The sequence below is a fragment of the Brevundimonas variabilis genome, assembly GCF_014199945.1.
GTDB lineage: Bacteria > Pseudomonadota > Alphaproteobacteria > Caulobacterales > Caulobacteraceae > Brevundimonas > Brevundimonas variabilis.
On record NZ_JACHOR010000001.1, the window covers coordinates 283024 to 297733 of the forward strand.

16 protein-coding genes are annotated in these 14710 nt (G+C 65.6%); 12 read left to right on the plus strand and 4 right to left on the minus strand.

Features of this window, described 5'->3' with window-relative positions:
• Positions 1–16: 16 nt before the first annotated feature.
• On the minus strand, positions 17–1843 hold the full coding sequence (locus GGR13_RS01295; protein ID WP_183211654.1) for a methyl-accepting chemotaxis protein: 1827 nt from the start codon (positions 1841–1843) through the stop codon (positions 17–19).
• Positions 1844–2046: 203 nt separating this feature from the next.
• Between GGR13_RS01295 and GGR13_RS01300 the strand changes: the two genes are divergently transcribed.
• The 7 genes from GGR13_RS01300 to GGR13_RS01330 all read left to right on the plus strand — a co-directional run bounded on the left by GGR13_RS01300 (position 2047) and on the right by GGR13_RS01330 (position 7161).
• The gene (locus tag GGR13_RS01300) at positions 2047–3213 is read left to right on the plus strand and encodes a carbohydrate porin (protein ID WP_183211655.1); all 1167 of its coding nucleotides are present in this window, start codon (positions 2047–2049) and stop codon (positions 3211–3213) included.
• A gap of 87 nt (positions 3214–3300) precedes the next feature.
• Complete coding sequence (locus GGR13_RS01305) at positions 3301–4386, plus strand: glycosyltransferase family 4 protein (RefSeq protein WP_183211656.1); 1086 nt, start codon at positions 3301–3303, stop codon at positions 4384–4386.
• A gap of 182 nt (positions 4387–4568) precedes the next feature.
• Positions 4569–4934 (plus strand): AtpZ/AtpI family protein, encoded by a 366-nt coding sequence (locus GGR13_RS01310; protein ID WP_183211657.1) that lies wholly within the window; start codon positions 4569–4571, stop codon positions 4932–4934.
• Positions 4935–4937: 3 nt separating this feature from the next.
• On the plus strand, positions 4938–5732 hold the full coding sequence (locus tag GGR13_RS01315; protein WP_183211658.1) for a F0F1 ATP synthase subunit A: 795 nt from the start codon (positions 4938–4940) through the stop codon (positions 5730–5732).
• 58 nt (positions 5733–5790) lie between these two features.
• Positions 5791–6015: a F0F1 ATP synthase subunit C gene (locus GGR13_RS01320; protein ID WP_077356178.1), complete on the plus strand. Its 225-nt coding sequence runs from the start codon at positions 5791–5793 to the stop codon at positions 6013–6015.
• Between the two features lie 80 nt (positions 6016–6095).
• Positions 6096–6644: a F0F1 ATP synthase subunit B family protein gene (locus tag GGR13_RS01325; RefSeq protein WP_183211659.1), complete on the plus strand. Its 549-nt coding sequence runs from the start codon at positions 6096–6098 to the stop codon at positions 6642–6644.
• A gap of 1 nt (position 6645) precedes the next feature.
• Positions 6646–7161 carry a F0F1 ATP synthase subunit B gene (locus GGR13_RS01330; protein WP_183211660.1) on the plus strand — a complete coding sequence of 172 codons (516 nt, stop codon included), beginning with the start codon at positions 6646–6648 and terminating at the stop codon, positions 7159–7161.
• A 143-nt stretch (positions 7162–7304) separates the two neighbouring features.
• Here GGR13_RS01330 and GGR13_RS01335 read toward each other — a convergent pair whose 3' ends face one another.
• Both GGR13_RS01335 and GGR13_RS01340 read right to left on the minus strand, forming a co-directional pair.
• Entirely contained in the window at positions 7305–8087 is a 783-nt protein-coding gene (locus GGR13_RS01335; protein ID WP_183211661.1) for a glutaminyl-peptide cyclotransferase, read from the minus strand.
• On the minus strand, positions 8087–8956 hold the full coding sequence (locus GGR13_RS01340) for a TerC family protein (protein ID WP_183211662.1): 870 nt from the start codon (positions 8954–8956) through the stop codon (positions 8087–8089). The genes GGR13_RS01335 and GGR13_RS01340 overlap by 1 nt, the downstream gene beginning before the upstream one ends.
• Positions 8957–9276: 320 nt before the next feature.
• Between GGR13_RS01340 and GGR13_RS01345 the strand changes: the two genes are divergently transcribed.
• The 5 genes from GGR13_RS01345 to GGR13_RS01365 all read left to right on the plus strand — a co-directional run bounded on the left by GGR13_RS01345 (position 9277) and on the right by GGR13_RS01365 (position 14160).
• On the plus strand, positions 9277–9831 hold the full coding sequence (locus GGR13_RS01345; protein WP_183211663.1) for a F0F1 ATP synthase subunit delta: 555 nt from the start codon (positions 9277–9279) through the stop codon (positions 9829–9831).
• A gap of 64 nt (positions 9832–9895) precedes the next feature.
• Positions 9896–11431 carry a F0F1 ATP synthase subunit alpha gene (atpA, locus tag GGR13_RS01350; protein ID WP_183211664.1) on the plus strand — a complete coding sequence of 512 codons (1536 nt, stop codon included), beginning with the start codon at positions 9896–9898 and terminating at the stop codon, positions 11429–11431.
• A gap of 29 nt (positions 11432–11460) precedes the next feature.
• Positions 11461–12339: a F0F1 ATP synthase subunit gamma gene (locus tag GGR13_RS01355; RefSeq protein WP_183211665.1), complete on the plus strand. Its 879-nt coding sequence runs from the start codon at positions 11461–11463 to the stop codon at positions 12337–12339.
• 39 nt (positions 12340–12378) lie between these two features.
• Positions 12379–13890, plus strand: a complete 1512-nt coding sequence (gene atpD / locus GGR13_RS01360) for a F0F1 ATP synthase subunit beta (RefSeq protein ID WP_183211666.1) — start codon at positions 12379–12381, stop codon at positions 13888–13890.
• On the plus strand, positions 13891–14160 hold the full coding sequence (locus GGR13_RS01365; protein ID WP_183211667.1) for an ATP synthase F1 subunit epsilon: 270 nt from the start codon (positions 13891–13893) through the stop codon (positions 14158–14160). It begins immediately after the preceding gene.
• 56 nt (positions 14161–14216) lie between these two features.
• Here the strand turns inward: GGR13_RS01365 and GGR13_RS01370 are convergent, their stop codons facing one another.
• A complete protein-coding gene (locus tag GGR13_RS01370; protein ID WP_183211668.1) occupies positions 14217–14699 on the minus strand; it encodes an RNA pyrophosphohydrolase in 483 nt (160 codons plus the stop codon).
• Positions 14700–14710 lie beyond the last annotated feature (11 nt).

Here is a 14710-nt window from a genome sequence, read left to right on the forward strand (position 1 = left end):
CCGATGTTTGCCTGCGTCAGGCTGCCTGTTGCAGCGCGGCCTCGCCGCCACGGTAGCCGCTGCTCTCGACCTGGAAGCGGCTGACCGAGCGTTGCAGCTGCTCGGCTTCCTGGGCCAGGGCATGGCTGGCGGCGGTCGATTGCTCGACCATCGCGGCATTCTGCTGGGTCACCTGATCCATCTGGTTGACGGCTGTATTGACCTCCAGAAGTCCGGTCGACTGTTCGCTGGCCGAGGCCGCGATCTCGGCGATCAGGCCGTTGATCTCGTTCACCCGCGCCATGATGCTCTGAAGCGCCTCGCCGGTCTGTCCGACCAGTCCGACCCCCGAGCTGACCTGGCGCGATGACGCCGAGATCAGCACCTTGATCTCCTTGGCCGCCTCGGCCGAGCGCTGGGCCAGGGCCCGGACTTCCTGAGCCACCACGGCAAAGCCACGCCCCGCATCCCCGGCCCGCGCGGCCTCGACGCCGGCGTTCAGGGCCAGAAGATTGGTCTGGAAGGCGATCTCGTCGATGACGCCGATGATCTGACTGATCTCGTTGGCCGATTTCTCGATGTCACTCATGGCCTCGATCGCTTCACTGACCACGACACCGCTGGTCTCTGCGTCACCCTTGGCAGCCTTGACGGCGGCGAGAGCCTGGCTGGCACCCGTGGCGGTCCGGCTGACGGTCGCCGTGATCTCATCCAGGGCAGCGGCCGTCTCCTCGAGGCTGGCGGCCTGCTGCTCGGTCCGGCGCGACAGGTCATCGGCCGCATGGCTGATCTCGCCCGACCCGGAACGGATGGCCCCGACATTGCCGACCACATCGCTCATGGCTTCCCGCATCTGCTGGATCGCCAGATTGAAGTCGGCCTTCAGCTTGGCGTAGTCACCCGGGAATTCCGCACGAATGGCATAGGTCAGGTCACCCTTGGCCAGATGCTCGAGGCCGCTGGCCAGAGCCCCGACCACGACTGCCTGCTCCCGCGCCGTGGCCGCCCGGGCGGCGTCTGCCCTTTCCCTTTCCTGGTCGGCGGCTTCCCGCTGGCGCAGAACGGCCTCGGCCTCCGCGCGCGTTCGCTCCATGATCAGGGTCTGCAGGGCCTCGACCGATCGACTGATGGCCCCGACCTCGTCGGACCGTCTTGCGCTGCTCATGTCCACGTCGGTCTCGCCCTTGGCCAGGGCCAGCATGGCGTTGGACAGGGTCATGATGGGCCGGACGATCTGGCCCAGCGCGGTCGCGATCATCACGCCGGCCACGAGCAGCCCGCCGATCATCGCACCGATCATCATGCGCCGGCCGAGAACGGCCTTGGCCTCGGCGTCCGTCTTGGACGCCAATGCAACGGCCGTGATGTCGTCACCCGCCTTTTCCATCCGCGATTCAAGATCCGCGAAATCGGCCATGAAGGGCGTGAGTTCTGCCCGGGCCAGAGCGGCGTTGCTCGAGGCCAGGGCGACGATCCGTTCGGCCGAGATGATGTAGGCGTCCAGTGAAGGCTTCACCTCGGCCAGAGCGCGACGCGTCCCTGCATCCTGGGCCAGGGTCTCGTTGGCCGCCACGCTCTCGCGGAAGACGGCACTGTGCTCGGCAAGGTCGGCCTTCACGTCCGTCAGGGCGATTCCGCTCTGGGGATCGATCGACAGCAGCGCGGCCAGGGCGTCGGAGCGCAGGGCATCGTGCATCATGTCCGCGCGCATGTGGTTGCGCAGCACCTCGCTGGAAAGCTGCGAGGACTCGAGCGCCCGCCCCAGAGTGACATCGACCCAGTAACCGACGGCCCCCATGCTGAGGCAAAGCCCGACAACCGCTATTCCAGCCACGATGATCTTGGCGCGAATGGTCTTGAGCATGAAGTCACTCCCTTTGGAATGAATTAGACGCTCCAGTCATTAAACTTGGGTATAATGGCGAATACGTAGACCTACTTAGCAATCGAACCGCTCATGGCGACAATCGGGAATAAGATACGCAAAACAAAATAACCGCAGTTTAAGCTTAACTTCAGCGGTTATGGCCATCGTCAACCTGAAACAGGGAAGACGACATGCTCATCATGCATCGCCGTGCAGCGTTTGGGGCTGCATTTCTGGCCCTCGTCACAGCCAGTACTGCCTTTGCTCAGGATGAACAGGAACCCTGGACGTTCAGTGCCGCCTATACAGCAGATGTCATCGGCGTGGATGCGCGAGATCGCTCGCTGGACTGGCGGGCCCTCGACAATCTCGATCTCGTCGTCGACGCAGACCTGGAACGTCTGACCGGCTGGCGTGGTGCCCGGGTTCACGGTGCCGTACTGGTCAACAACGGCGGCGAGCCCAATGCCCTGGCCGGCACGCTGCAGGGCATCGACAATATCGAGGTCGGCGATGCTGCCGTGCGGCTGTTCGAACTCTGGATCGAGCAGGATCTTGCGGACGGGCGGGCAACGCTGCGCACCGGCCTGTATGACCTCAACAGCGAATTCTACGCGACCGACGCCGCGGGCCTGCTGATCGCGCCACCCTTCGGCATCGGCTCGGAACTGGCCTCGACCGGGCCGAACGGGCCATCCATCTTTCCGTCCACGGCTCTGGCTGCGCGACTGCGGATCGGCCGCGAAGAGGGTGGCTATGGCCAGGTCGCGGCCATCAACGCCCGGGCCAGTACCCTGGGCGATCCGGATGGCATCGACACCGATATGGACGATGGCGTGCTGCTGATCGGCGAAGCCGGCTGGAATGGCCCGACGCGCCTTGCCGCCGGCACCTGGCGCTATGACAGGGCTCAGGACGACATCCGCACCCTCGCCCCCGACGGCAATCCGGCCAGGACCACGGCACAGGGGATTTATGCCCTGGCCGAGACCGACCTCTTCCAGACCCCCGCTGGCGGCAACGCGCGCGGCTTCGTCCGGGTCGGCCTGTCCGACGGCGACACCACGGACTTCTCTGGCGGCTGGCAGGCCGGCGTCCTCCTGAACCAGGTCTGGGCGTCCCGCCCCGACAGCCAGTTTTCCATCGGCGTCCATGAAGGCCTTCTGTCGGACAAGGCCCAGGCCAATCTTCGCGACGGAGGCGATCGCCCCGCGTCTGCCGAGCAGGGATTCGAGATCACCTATTCCGATCGCATCGGCCCGCTGACGGTCCAGCCGGACCTGCAACTGATCCGGAATGCCGGCGGTCTGCGCTCGGCCGATACGGTCGTTGTGGTCGGCCTCAGGGTCAGCGTCGCCCTCGACTGATCGCCGGCGCTGCAGCTTGAGGGCTTTTGCCCGGTCGCGCGAACGGCTAGAGCAGTCCATCGTTCATGGTGGAGACTGCTCGCGCCTATGCGTATCGTTCTGGCCACCGACGCCTGGGAGCCGCAAGTCAACGGCGTCGTCCGCACCCTGACCCGCACGGTCGAGGAGTGCCGGGCCATGGGCCATGAGGTGGACGTGATCCGCCCCGACCAGTTCAAGACCATCCCCTGCCCCACCTATCCCGAGATTCGCCTTGCCCTGGGGGCCGAGGAAGAAATCCGCGAACGTCTGCGCGCCTTCGAGCCGGAAGCCGTCCATATCGCCACCGAGGGGCCGATCGGCATTGCGACCCGGCGCATCTGCGTCGAATGGAAACTGCCGTTCACGACCAGCTACCACACGAAATTTCCCGAATATGTTTCGGCGCGATTCCCGATCCCGGTCCAGGTCGGCTACGCCTATATGAAATGGTTCCACAAGCCGTCGGGCCGGCTGATGGTGGCCACACCGACACTGCGGGACGAACTCGTCGAGCATGGCTTTCGCAACGTCTCGCCCTGGTCGCGCGGCGTGGACACCGAACAGTTCAATCCCGACCTGCCGCGCATTTTCGACGAGCTGGGCGGCAAGGACTGGCCGCGTCCCTTCTTCCTCAATGTCGGTCGGGTCGCGGTCGAGAAGAACATCGAAGCCTTCCTGTCGACCGACCTGCCGGGCACAAAGATCGTCGTCGGTGACGGCCCGGCCCGTGCCGACCTCGAAGCCCGTTACCCGGACGCCAAATTCCTCGGCGCGCGGTTCGGCGAGGAGCTGGCGCGCTGCTTTCGCGATGCGGACGTCTTCGTCTTCCCCAGCTGGACCGACACCTTCGGTCTGGTGATCCTCGAGGCCATGGCCACGGGCACGCCGGTTGCAGCCTATCCCGCCCATGGCCCGATCGACATCATCCCCGGCTCCAACGCCGGGGCCATCGACGACGATCTGAAGGTCGCCTGCATGAAGGCGCTGGAGTGCGACCGGGCTGCGGTCCGCGCCTATGCCGAAAAGTTCAGCTGGCGCGCCTCCGCCGAACAGTTCGTCGAGAACCTCGAACCCTATCCGGAGCCGGCCCGGGGCCGCTTCTGGCGCCGACTGCGCCGGATAGCACGGGTCCGCCGGAAAGCCGCCGCCTGACCCGAGAGGGAGGGAGAAATGTCACAGCCTCGGACAGAACGCCTCCTTCCCTCGATATCAGCTTTAGAATCATGGACTTGGGGCCTCACGACCCAGCCTTGACCTCGCAGGGATCCAGCTATAGGTTCCGCGCCGAATTCAGACCCGTTCCGGGCTCTCCGGAACGTCGATCGAACAGGCTCATGTCCCAGAATACGGAATCGCGCGAAGAGGCGATCGCACGCCTCGCGAAAAGCGCATCCGATCTGGAGGCGCGGACCACCAGGGAAGCGCAATCCGATGCGGCCGGTCAGGCCGTGGCGGGCCAGGCATACAAGGTCGTGGCCCAGCTTCTGGGCGGCGTCTTTCTGGGGATCGGTGCCGGGTTCGTGTTCGACCGCTTCGCCGGAACGGCGCCGTGGGGTGTGATTGGCGGGGTCCTTCTGGGCTTCGCCGTGTCTTTGTGGATGGCGTGGCAGACGGCCAAACGGCTGATGGCACAGGCAGCGGCGGCCGGCGTGGAACCTCGTTCTATCCCGTTCGACGACGCCAATGATGAGGAGCGATAGGCCTTGGCCGATCCGATCGAACAGTTCGAGATTCACCCGCTGCCGGGCATGACCTTTGGCGAGGTCAATGTCCCCGTGCTCGGCAATCAGGTGATCGCCTTCACCAACTCGCACGTCGCCATGACGATCGCCTTCCTGATGGTGGTCCTGTTCCTGACGGCCGTGACGTCGGGCGCCAAGGTGGTGCCCGGCCGGCTCCAGTCGACGGGCGAGACCCTGTTCGGCATGATCGACGGCGTCACGGACTCCATCATCGGCCATGAGGGCCGCAAGTATTTCCCGTTCGTCTTCACCCTGTTCACCCTGATCCTGGGCATGAACCTGCTGGGGATGTTCCTGACCTTCACGGCGACGTCGCAACTGGCCGTCACCATCACGTTCGCCATGCTGACCATCCTGCTGGTCATCGGCGTGGGCATCCTCAAGCACGGCCTGGGCTTCTTCCTGCTGTTCTGGCCGTCCAGCGCCCCGCTGCTCCTTCGCCCCGTCGTCGGCGCGATCGAGTTCCTGTCCTTCCTGCTGCGGCCGGTCACGCTGGCGCTGCGTCTGTTCGGCAACATGCTGGGCGGTCACGTCGCGCTGAAGATCTTTGCCGGCTTCGTCGTCAGCCTGGGAGCCATGGCTTTCGCTGGCGAGGGCCTTGGCCTCTGGGCCCTGCCGATCGCGGCCCTGTCGATGACCATGGTCGTCGCCCTGACCGCCCTCGAGTTCCTCGTGGCCTTCCTGCAGGCCTTCGTGTTCGCTGTTCTGGCCACCATCTACCTGAATGATGTGGTCAACCTGGGCCACGGCCACTAAAGCCACGCCCAGCCTCTTCGCCCCAACCCCGAAACCCAGAAACTAGGATTTGAATCTCATGGAAGCTGAAGCCGCAAAATACATCGGTGCTGGCCTCGCCACCCTCGGAATGATCGGCTCTGCCATCGGCGTGGGCAACATCTTCGCCAACTTCCTGAACGGTGCCCTGCGCAACCCTTCGGCCGCCGGCAGCCAGGTCGGTAACCTGTTCGTGGGCGCGGCTCTGGCCGAAGCCCTCGGCATCCTGGCCTTCGTGCTGGGCATCCTGATCCTCAACGCCTAATTTTCACGGCGTTTCCAGCGGCGGTGTCCTCCTGACCCGGAGGGCACCGCCTCTTTGCTGATATCTCGCAGACGGACACCATGGCCGCCCCCGAATCCACAGACATCCACGGCGGAACGACCGCCACGACCGAAGCCGAATCCGGGGGTCTGCCCCAGTTCGACACGTCCGTCTGGGGCGGGCAGATCGTCTATCTGCTGTTCCTGTTCGTCGTCCTGTACCTGCTGATCTCCAAGGTCTTTGCGCCGCGTCTGCGCCGCGTCATGGACGAGCGGGCCACCACCATTTCCAGCGCCGTTGCCACGGCCAAGTCGGTCCAGGCCGAAGCCGCGGTCCAGGCCGCTGCCGCCAAGGCCGAGGTCGCCGAAGCCCGCGCCCAGTCCCGCGCCATGGCCGCTGCCGCCAAGGCGCGCGTCACCGAGGAAGCCAACGCCCGTCGTGCGGCCGAAGAGTCCGAGGTCAACGCCCGCATCGCCACCGCCGAAGCCGCCATCGGCCAGACCCGTGACGCTGCCATGGCCAATGTCGGCACCATCGCTGCCGACACGACCCAGGCCATCGTCGAGCGCCTGACCGGCACCAAGGTCAGCGCCGCCGACGCCGCCGCCGCAGTCAAGGGAGCCGCCTGATATGCCCCATTTCCTCGAAGGCTATTTCTGGAACGTCTCCAACCCTGAACTCTGGGTCGGCATTGGCCTGATCCTGTTCTTCGGCATCGTGATCGCTGCCGGCGTGCCCAAGCTGGTCGCCGGTACGCTCGACGCCAAGGCCGCCAAGATCCAGGCCGAACTGGACGAGGCCGCCCGCCTCCGTGCAGAGGCCGAGGCCCTGCTCGCCACCATCCGTCAGGAAAAGGCCGAAGCCGAAGCCCAGGCGCAGGAAATGCTGCGCGCTGCCGAGGCCGATGCCCGCACCATGGAAGTCGAGGCCCGCGCCCGTCTCGAGGAAACCATGGCCCGTCGTCAGGCCATGGCCGAACGCCGCATCGCCCAGGCCGAGGCCCAAGCGACGGCAGAGGTCAAGGCTGCCGCTGCCGACGTCGCCGCCCGGGCTGCCGAGGCCATCCTGACGGCCCGCATCGCCGGCCAGACTACGGACCCGATGCTCGACGCTGCCATTGGTCAGATCAGCACCCGCCTGAACTAGCCCGTTTTCCGCTCATCCCGGCGAAAGCCGGGACCCGGTGCCTTCGCCGCACTTGCGGATAGCGGGGCGCGCACTGCGAAACATTTTTGCATTGCCCAGAACTGGGTCCCGGCTTTCGCCGGGAGGAGCGGGGTGACTGGACCCTATTCCGCGTCCGTCAGCCGGATTTCGAACAGCTTCGGCCAGTTCTTGCCTGTCACGAACAGCCGCCGGCCTGCCGCGTCCCAGGCAATCCCGTTCAGCACATCGTCGGTCGGTTCGACGCGCTCCGCCACTGGCAGGATATCGGTCAGGTCGATGACGCCCACGACCGCGCCGGACACCGGATCGATCCGCACCAGCAGGTCCTGCCTCCACAGGTTGGCGACGATCTGGCCGTCGATCCACTCCAGCTCGTTCAGCCGCGTCACGGGCCGTCCGCCATAGGTAACGGTGATGCGGCCGGTCTCGGCAAAGGTCACGGGGTCCAGGAACCGGATCACCGGAGTGCCATCCGACAGGATCAGGCGTTGCCCGTCATCGGTCAGGCCCCATCCCTCGCCCGGATAGGCGAACTGTCCAAGCGGGCTCAGATCGTCCGCATTCCAGATGAAGCCCGTGCCGTTCTGCCATGTCAGGCTGAACAGCTTGCCCCCCAGCTCGGTGACACCCTCGCCGAAATAGGCCCGGTCCAGTTCACGCTTCTGCAGCACGGTGCCATCGGCCAGCCGCACCCGTCGCAGGGTCGACGGGTAGCGGCCCGTCGTCTCGATCAGGTCACCGTCATGAACAATCAGGCCCTGGGTGAAGGCGCCCGGATCGTGCGGATAGGTCGCGACGATCTCGAAGCCCTGCACGGTCGGCAAGGCCGCGGCCGGCGGGTCCTGACCAGCCGCCGCGCCTCCCGTCAGGAGAAGTCCGACAGCGATCAGGACCGGGGCGCGCATCAGCGGGTCGGGTCCGCCGCGGCTTCCTTTTCCGCGGTCTGGGCCCGGGCCTCGGCCTCATTGGCCTGGGCGCGCGCCAGCTCGGCCTTCTCTCGCTTGGACCCCGACTTGCGGCTGAGCATGTTCAGCCCCTCCACGAGGGCCGAGAAGGCCATGGCGGCGTAGATATAGCCCTTGGGCACGTGCACGCCGAAGGCATCGGCGATCAGCACCATGCCGATCATCAGCAGAAAGCCCAGGGCCAGCATGACTACGGTCGGGTTCTTGTTGATGAAATTCGCCAGAGGGTCGGCGGCCAGCAGCATGACACCCACGGCGACCAGGACGGCCACGACCATGATCGGCAGGTGCTCGGTCATGCCGATCGCGGTCAGGATCGAGTCGATCGAGAAGACCAGGTCCAGCAGGATGATCTGGAAGATCGCCGCGCCCGCGTTGTTGATCACGACGCTCTTCTTGTCGAGCACGTCATGGCTCGGCGTCGGATCGACCGTGTGGTGGATTTCCTTGGTCGCCTTCCACATCAGGAACAGGCCACCGGCCAGCAGGATCAGGTCCTTCCAACTGAAGGCCGTCTCGAAGGCAGGCTCGCCGTTCTCGCCCAGCGGGCCGACGATGCCCAGATCGATCACGGTGGCGGTCAGGCCGACCAGCCATGCGATGATCGACAGCAGGGCCAGACGCATGATCAGGGCCAGGCCGATGCCGATGCGGCGGACCTTCTGGCGCTGGTTTTCCGGCAGCTTGTTTGACAGGATCGAGATGAAGATCAGATTGTCGATCCCCAGCACCACTTCCATGATGATCAGGGTGACGAGAGCCGCCCATGCGGCCGGGTCGGACAAGAGGGGCGTGATGCTTTCAAGCATGGGTCGGGAGATCCTGTGAGGTCTGGCCCCCGAGTGCGTCGGGAGAGGGTCGGGCCTATGAACACGCTTCTAGCGTCACGGTTGCCTTGCGGGCAAATGCTGAGGCGTCGGGGACACGGTCGGGCACGACCCGCCTGCGGTGCCCTGCCTCGGTTGCGAGGGGGGATTACCCATGCTATCAGCGCCCCGGCTTAGCGAAGGCCCGTCCCTGAGGCGGGTTTTTCGTCGTGCTTTACCAAGCATTTCAAGCTTTTGATCGGCGAGACCCTCTCCGCCGGTCGCAAAACGACCAACGCTTAATCCCCGGGCGGACCCTATAAGTGGCTGACGATTTCAGAACGACGGACGTCGGAGAACGCTATGCACAGGCGTTGTTCGATCTGGCCCTGGAGACAGGCAAACTCGACGCCGTGCGCGCCGATCTCAAGTCGCTGAAGGCGGCCTGGATCGAAAGCGCCGACCTGCGCCGCCTGGCGACCTCGCCGGTCATCGCTGCCGATGACCAGCAGAAGGGTCTCGTGGCCATCGCCGATGCGGCGAAATTCGACACGACGACCCGCAACTTCCTCGGCCTGCTGGGCCAGAATGGCCGCGCCCGCGATCTGGGCGGCGTCATCACCGGCTTCGAGGCCTTGTATTCGAAGCACACGGGCGTCGTCGCCGCTGAGGTGGTATCCGCCGTGCCGCTCACGACCGCCCAGACGACCCACATCCGCTCGGCCCTGATGCAGGCGCTGGGCAAGGCGCCCGAGATCACCGCCCGCGTCGACCCCGCCATCCTCGGCGGACTGAAGGTCAAGGTGGGGTCGAAACTGTTCGACGCCTCGCTGAAATCCAAACTCGACCAGATGAAGTTCGCCCTGAAACGGGCCTGACCCACGAACGCAGCGCGGCCCACACACCGCGCTTCCAAGAAGACGAAAGCCAGAGAGCCACACCATGGACATTCGCGCCGCCGAGATTTCGGCCATCCTCAAAGGCCAGATCGCCAATTTTGGCGTCGAAGCCGACGTGTCCGACGTCGGTCAGGTGCTGTCGGTCGGTGACGGCATCGCCCGCATCCACGGCCTGGACAATGTCCAGGCTGGCGAGATGATCGAATTCCCGAAGGCCGGCGTGAAGGGCATGGCCCTGAACCTCGAGCGCGACAACGTCGGCGCCGTGATCTTCGGCGCCGATGCCCAGATCGCCGAGGGCGACGAAGTCCGCCGCCTGGGCGAGATCGTGGACGTTCCGGTCGGCAAGGGCCTGCTGGGCCGCGTCGTCAACCCGCTGGGCGAGCCGATCGACGGCAAGGGCCCGATCCAGTTCACCGAGCGTCGCCGCGTGGACGTCAAGGCTCCCGGCATCATCCCGCGCAAGTCGGTGCATGAGCCGATGCAGACCGGCCTCAAGGCCATCGACACCCTGATCCCCGTCGGCCGTGGCCAGCGCGAACTGATCATCGGTGACCGTCAGGTCGGCAAGACCGCCGTGGCGATCGACACCATCCTGAACCAGAAGTCGATCAACGTTGAGGGCGCGTCGGAAGGCGAGAAGCTCTACTGCATCTACGTCGCCATCGGCCAGAAGCGCTCGACGGTGGCCCAGATCGTCAAGACGCTCGAGGAGCGCGGCGCCCTGGACTACACCATCGTGATCGCCGCCACGGCGTCCGAGCCCGCCCCGCTGCAGTTCCTGGCCCCGTTCTCGGGCACGGCCATGGGCGAGTATTTCCGCGACAACGGCATGCATGCCCTGATCGTCTATGACGATCTGTCGAAACAGGCCGTCGCCTATCGCCAGATGTCCCTGCTGCTGCGCCGCCCGCCCGGCCGTGAAGCCTATCCGGGCGACGTCTTCTACCTGCACAGCCGCCTGCTGGAGCGTTCGGCCAAGCTGAACGAGGACAACGGTTCCGGCTCGATGACGGCGCTGCCGCTGATCGAGACCCAGGCCAACGACGTCTCGGCCTATATCCCCACGAACGTGATCTCGATCACCGACGGCCAGATCTTCCTGGAATCCGACCTGTTCTACCAAGGCATCCGCCCCGCCGTGAACGTCGGCATCTCGGTCAGCCGCGTGGGCTCCTCGGCCCAGATCAAGGCGATGAAACAGGTCGCCGGTTCGATCAAGGGCGAGCTGGCCCAGTATCGCGAGATGGCCGCCTTCGCCAAATTCGGTTCGGACCTCGACGTCTCGACCCAGAAGCTGCTGGCCCGCGGTGCCCGCCTGACCGAGCTGCTGAAACAGCCCCAGTACTCGCCGCTGACGGTCGAGGAGCAGGTCGTCTCGGTCTATGCCGGCACGCGCGGCTACCTCGATGCGATCGCCGTGGCCGACATTGGTCGTTTCGAATCCGAGCTCCTGGCCCGGATGCACTCGAACCACGCCGGCATCCTGAGCAGCATCAAGACGACCAAGGCTCTGTCGAAAGAGCTGGAAGCCGAACTGAAGGCTGCCATCGAAGCCTTCGCCAAGACCTTCGCCTAACTGACCCCGAGCTGAGAGAGTAGCGCCGGATGGCCAGCCTCAAGGAAATGCGCAGTCGGATCGGAAGCGTGAAAGCCACGCAGAAGATCACGAAAGCCATGCAGATGGTCGCCGCGGCCAAGCTGAAACGCGCCCAGGACCAGGCCGTCGCGGCCCGGCCCTATGCGACGAAGATGGCTGCGGTCATCGCCAACCTGTCGGCGGGCGTGTCGGGTGACGACGCGCCGAAGCTGCTGGCCGGCACCGGGTCGGACCAGCGCCACCTGATCGTGGTGGCTTCGGCCGACAAGGGTCTGGCGGGCGGCTTCTCGTCCAACATCATCCGCGCCGCCCGCAAGCGGATCGACAGCCTGATCGCCAGTGGCAAGGACGTCCGCGTCATCGCCGTGGGCCGCAAGTCGCGCGACCAGCTGACCCGTCTGTACGGCAAGGCGGTCGTGAAGACGTTTGAACTGTCCGAGCACAAGACGATCGGCCTGCCGTCGGCCCAGCCGATCGCCGAGCTGATCGCCGAGGAGTTCGAGGAAGGCCGCGCCGATGTGGTCACCCTGTTCTACAGCCAGTTCAAGTCGGTCATCAGCCAGGTGCCGACCGCCAAACAGCTGATCCCGACCGTCGTCGACGGCGGCGCCGAGCCCATCGACCTCAAGGGCGCGGTCTATGAATACGAGCCCTCGGAAGAGGAAATCCTCGAGACCCTGCTGCCGCGTGCCATCACCACCCAGATTCTGGCGGCTCTCTACGAGAACCAGGCCGGTTTCTTCGGGGCCCAGATGAGCGCGATGGACAGCGCGACCCGCAACGCCGGCGACCTGATTTCCGCCCTGACCCTGCAGTACAACCGATCCCGCCAGGCGCAGATCACCAAGGAGCTGATCGAGATCATCTCCGGTGCCGAAGCCCTCTGATCTGATCCTGACCGAACACAAGACAACGGACCGCAACCGATGACCGACACCGTCGCCAAGAAACCCGCCGCCCCGCGCAAGGCCGCCGCGCCAAAAGCCGCCGCTCTCGTCGCCGCCGTCCAGGGCGGCAAGATCGCCCAGGTCATCGGTGCCGTCGTGGACGTCGAGTTCACCGGCCCCCTGCCCGCCATCCTGAACGCCCTGGAAACCCAGAACGTCGACCAGAAGACCGGCGAGCCCTTCCGCCTGGTGCTGGAAGTCGCCCAGCATCTGGGTGAGAACATGGTCCGCACCATCGCCATGGACACGACCGAGGGCCTGACCCGCGGCCAGCCCGTGACCGACACCGGCACCTCGATCATGACCCCGGTCGGCCCCGCCGTTCTGGGCCGCATCATGAACGTCGTCGGCGACCCGATCGACGAAGCCGGCCCGATCCTGACGACCGAGCGTCGCCCGATCCACCGCGAGGCCCCGACGTTCGAAGAACAGTCCACCTCGTCGGAAATCCTCGTCACCGGCATCAAGGTCATCGACCTGATCTGCCCCTTCACCAAGGGCGGCAAGGTCGGGCTGTTCGGCGGCGCCGGCGTGGGCAAGACCGTGACCATGCAGGAGCTGATCAACAACATCGCCAAGGCCTACGGCGGTTACTCCGTTCTGGCCGGCGTGGGTGAGCGGACCCGCGAGGGCAACGACCTGTATCACGAGATGATCGAGTCCAATGTGAACGTCGCCGGTGGCGGCGAAGGCTCGAAATGCGCCCTCGTCTACGGCCAGATGAACGAGCCTCCCGGAGCCCGCGCCCGCGTCGCCCTGACCGGTCTGGCCCAGGCCGAGTATTTCCGCGACGAGGAGGGCAAGGACGTCCTGCTGTTCGTCGACAACATCTTCCGCTTCACGCAGGCCGGTTCCGAAGTGTCCGCCCTGCTGGGCCGCATCCCCTCGGCCGTGGGCTATCAGCCTACCCTGGCCACGGAGATGGGCAACCTGCAGGAGCGCATCACCTCGACCAAGAAGGGCTCGATCACTTCGGTCCAGGCCATCTACGTTCCCGCCGACGACCTGACCGACCCGGCTCCGGCCGCCTCCTTCGCCCACCTTGACGCGACCACGGTTCTGAACCGCGACATCGCTGCCCAGGCCATTTTCCCCGCCGTCGATCCGCTGGACTCGACCTCGCGGATCATGGACCCGCTGGTCATCGGCGAGGAGCACTACCGCGTCGCCCGTTCGGTCCAGGAAGTCCTGCAACAGTACAAGTCGCTCAAGGACATCATCGCCATCCTGGGCATGGACGAGCTGTCGGAAGAGGACAAGCTGGTCGTCTCGCGCGCCCGCAAGATCAGCCGCTTCCTGTCGCAGCCTTTCTTCGTGGCCGAGCAGTTCACCAACTCGCCCGGCAAGTTCGTCGAGCTGGCCGACACGATCCGCTCGTTCAAGGGCATCGTCGCCGGTGAGTACGACCACCTGCCCGAAGCCGCCTTCTACATGGTCGGCACCATCGAAGAGGCCGTCGAGAAGGCCCAGAAGCTGGCCGAGGCCGCCTAAGTGGCCGGGAAGCTCAACTTCTCCCTTGTGTCGCCGGAACGCGAGGTCTTTGCCGGCCTGGTGGACCAGGTGGATGCCCCGGGCGTCGAGGGCGACTTCGGCGTCCTGCCCGAGCACGCCCCCTTCATGACCGCCCTGCGCGAAGGCCCAGTCACCGTCTTCACCGGCACCGCGCGCCGCGTGTTCACGGTCAAGGGCGGCTTTGCCGACGTCAATGCCGAGGGTCTGACCATCCTCGCCGAGGAAGCCTCGGAAGTCGCAGCGGCCTGATCGGCCGACCGCGTTTCAGATGAAACAGGGCCTCCCGTTCGCGCGGGAGGCCTTTTTCATGCCGCCAGATGCGCGAAGGCCGCGACGACCTGCTCATAGGCCGCGCGCTTGAACGGCACGATCAGGTCGCGGGCCTCCGACAGATCGCCCCAGCGCCAGGCGTCGAACTCGACCTCGCCATGGGCCTCCAGATCGATCTCCGCCTCATCGCCCGTGAAACGATAGGCGAACCAGACCTGCTTCTGACCGGCATAGCCCCGCGCCTGTTTCGACCCGCCATAGCCGACCGGAAAATCGTAACGGATCCAGTCGTCGGTCCGGCCCAGCATCACCACCGAGGTCACGCCCGTTTCCTCGGCCAGCTCGCGGCGAGCGGCGACTTCCAGATCCTCGCCCTTGTCGACGCCCCCTTGCGGGAACTGCCAGTTGCCCGAGGCCTCGGTCCCGGCCCGGTGCCCGTACCAGACCTGCCCTTGCGCATTGAACAGGACGACGCCGACATTGGGGCGATAAAGGCTCAGATTGGGTGCAGAGGTCATGCCCCGCTCTT

Coding starts and splice junctions, on each gene's coding strand:
- GGR13_RS01340 (WP_183211662.1), bottom strand. CDS start 8,956: ATGCTTGAAAGCATCACGCCCCTCTTGTCCGACCCGGCCGCATGGGCG.
- GGR13_RS01305 (WP_183211656.1), top strand. CDS start 3,301: ATGCGTATCGTTCTGGCCACCGACGCCTGGGAGCCGCAAGTCAACGGC.
- GGR13_RS01335 (WP_183211661.1), bottom strand. CDS start 8,087: ATGCGCGCCCCGGTCCTGATCGCTGTCGGACTTCTCCTGACGGGAGGC.
- GGR13_RS01295 (WP_183211654.1), bottom strand. CDS start 1,843: ATGCTCAAGACCATTCGCGCCAAGATCATCGTGGCTGGAATAGCGGTT.
- atpA (WP_183211664.1), top strand. CDS start 9,896: ATGGACATTCGCGCCGCCGAGATTTCGGCCATCCTCAAAGGCCAGATC.
- GGR13_RS01300 (WP_183211655.1), top strand. CDS start 2,047: ATGCATCGCCGTGCAGCGTTTGGGGCTGCATTTCTGGCCCTCGTCACA.
- GGR13_RS01330 (WP_183211660.1), top strand. CDS start 6,646: ATGCCCCATTTCCTCGAAGGCTATTTCTGGAACGTCTCCAACCCTGAA.
- GGR13_RS01325 (WP_183211659.1), top strand. CDS start 6,096: ATGGCCGCCCCCGAATCCACAGACATCCACGGCGGAACGACCGCCACG.
- GGR13_RS01355 (WP_183211665.1), top strand. CDS start 11,461: ATGGCCAGCCTCAAGGAAATGCGCAGTCGGATCGGAAGCGTGAAAGCC.
- GGR13_RS01310 (WP_183211657.1), top strand. CDS start 4,569: ATGTCCCAGAATACGGAATCGCGCGAAGAGGCGATCGCACGCCTCGCG.
- atpD (WP_183211666.1), top strand. CDS start 12,379: ATGACCGACACCGTCGCCAAGAAACCCGCCGCCCCGCGCAAGGCCGCC.
- GGR13_RS01320 (WP_077356178.1), top strand. CDS start 5,791: ATGGAAGCTGAAGCCGCAAAATACATCGGTGCTGGCCTCGCCACCCTC.
- GGR13_RS01370 (WP_183211668.1), bottom strand. CDS start 14,699: ATGACCTCTGCACCCAATCTGAGCCTTTATCGCCCCAATGTCGGCGTC.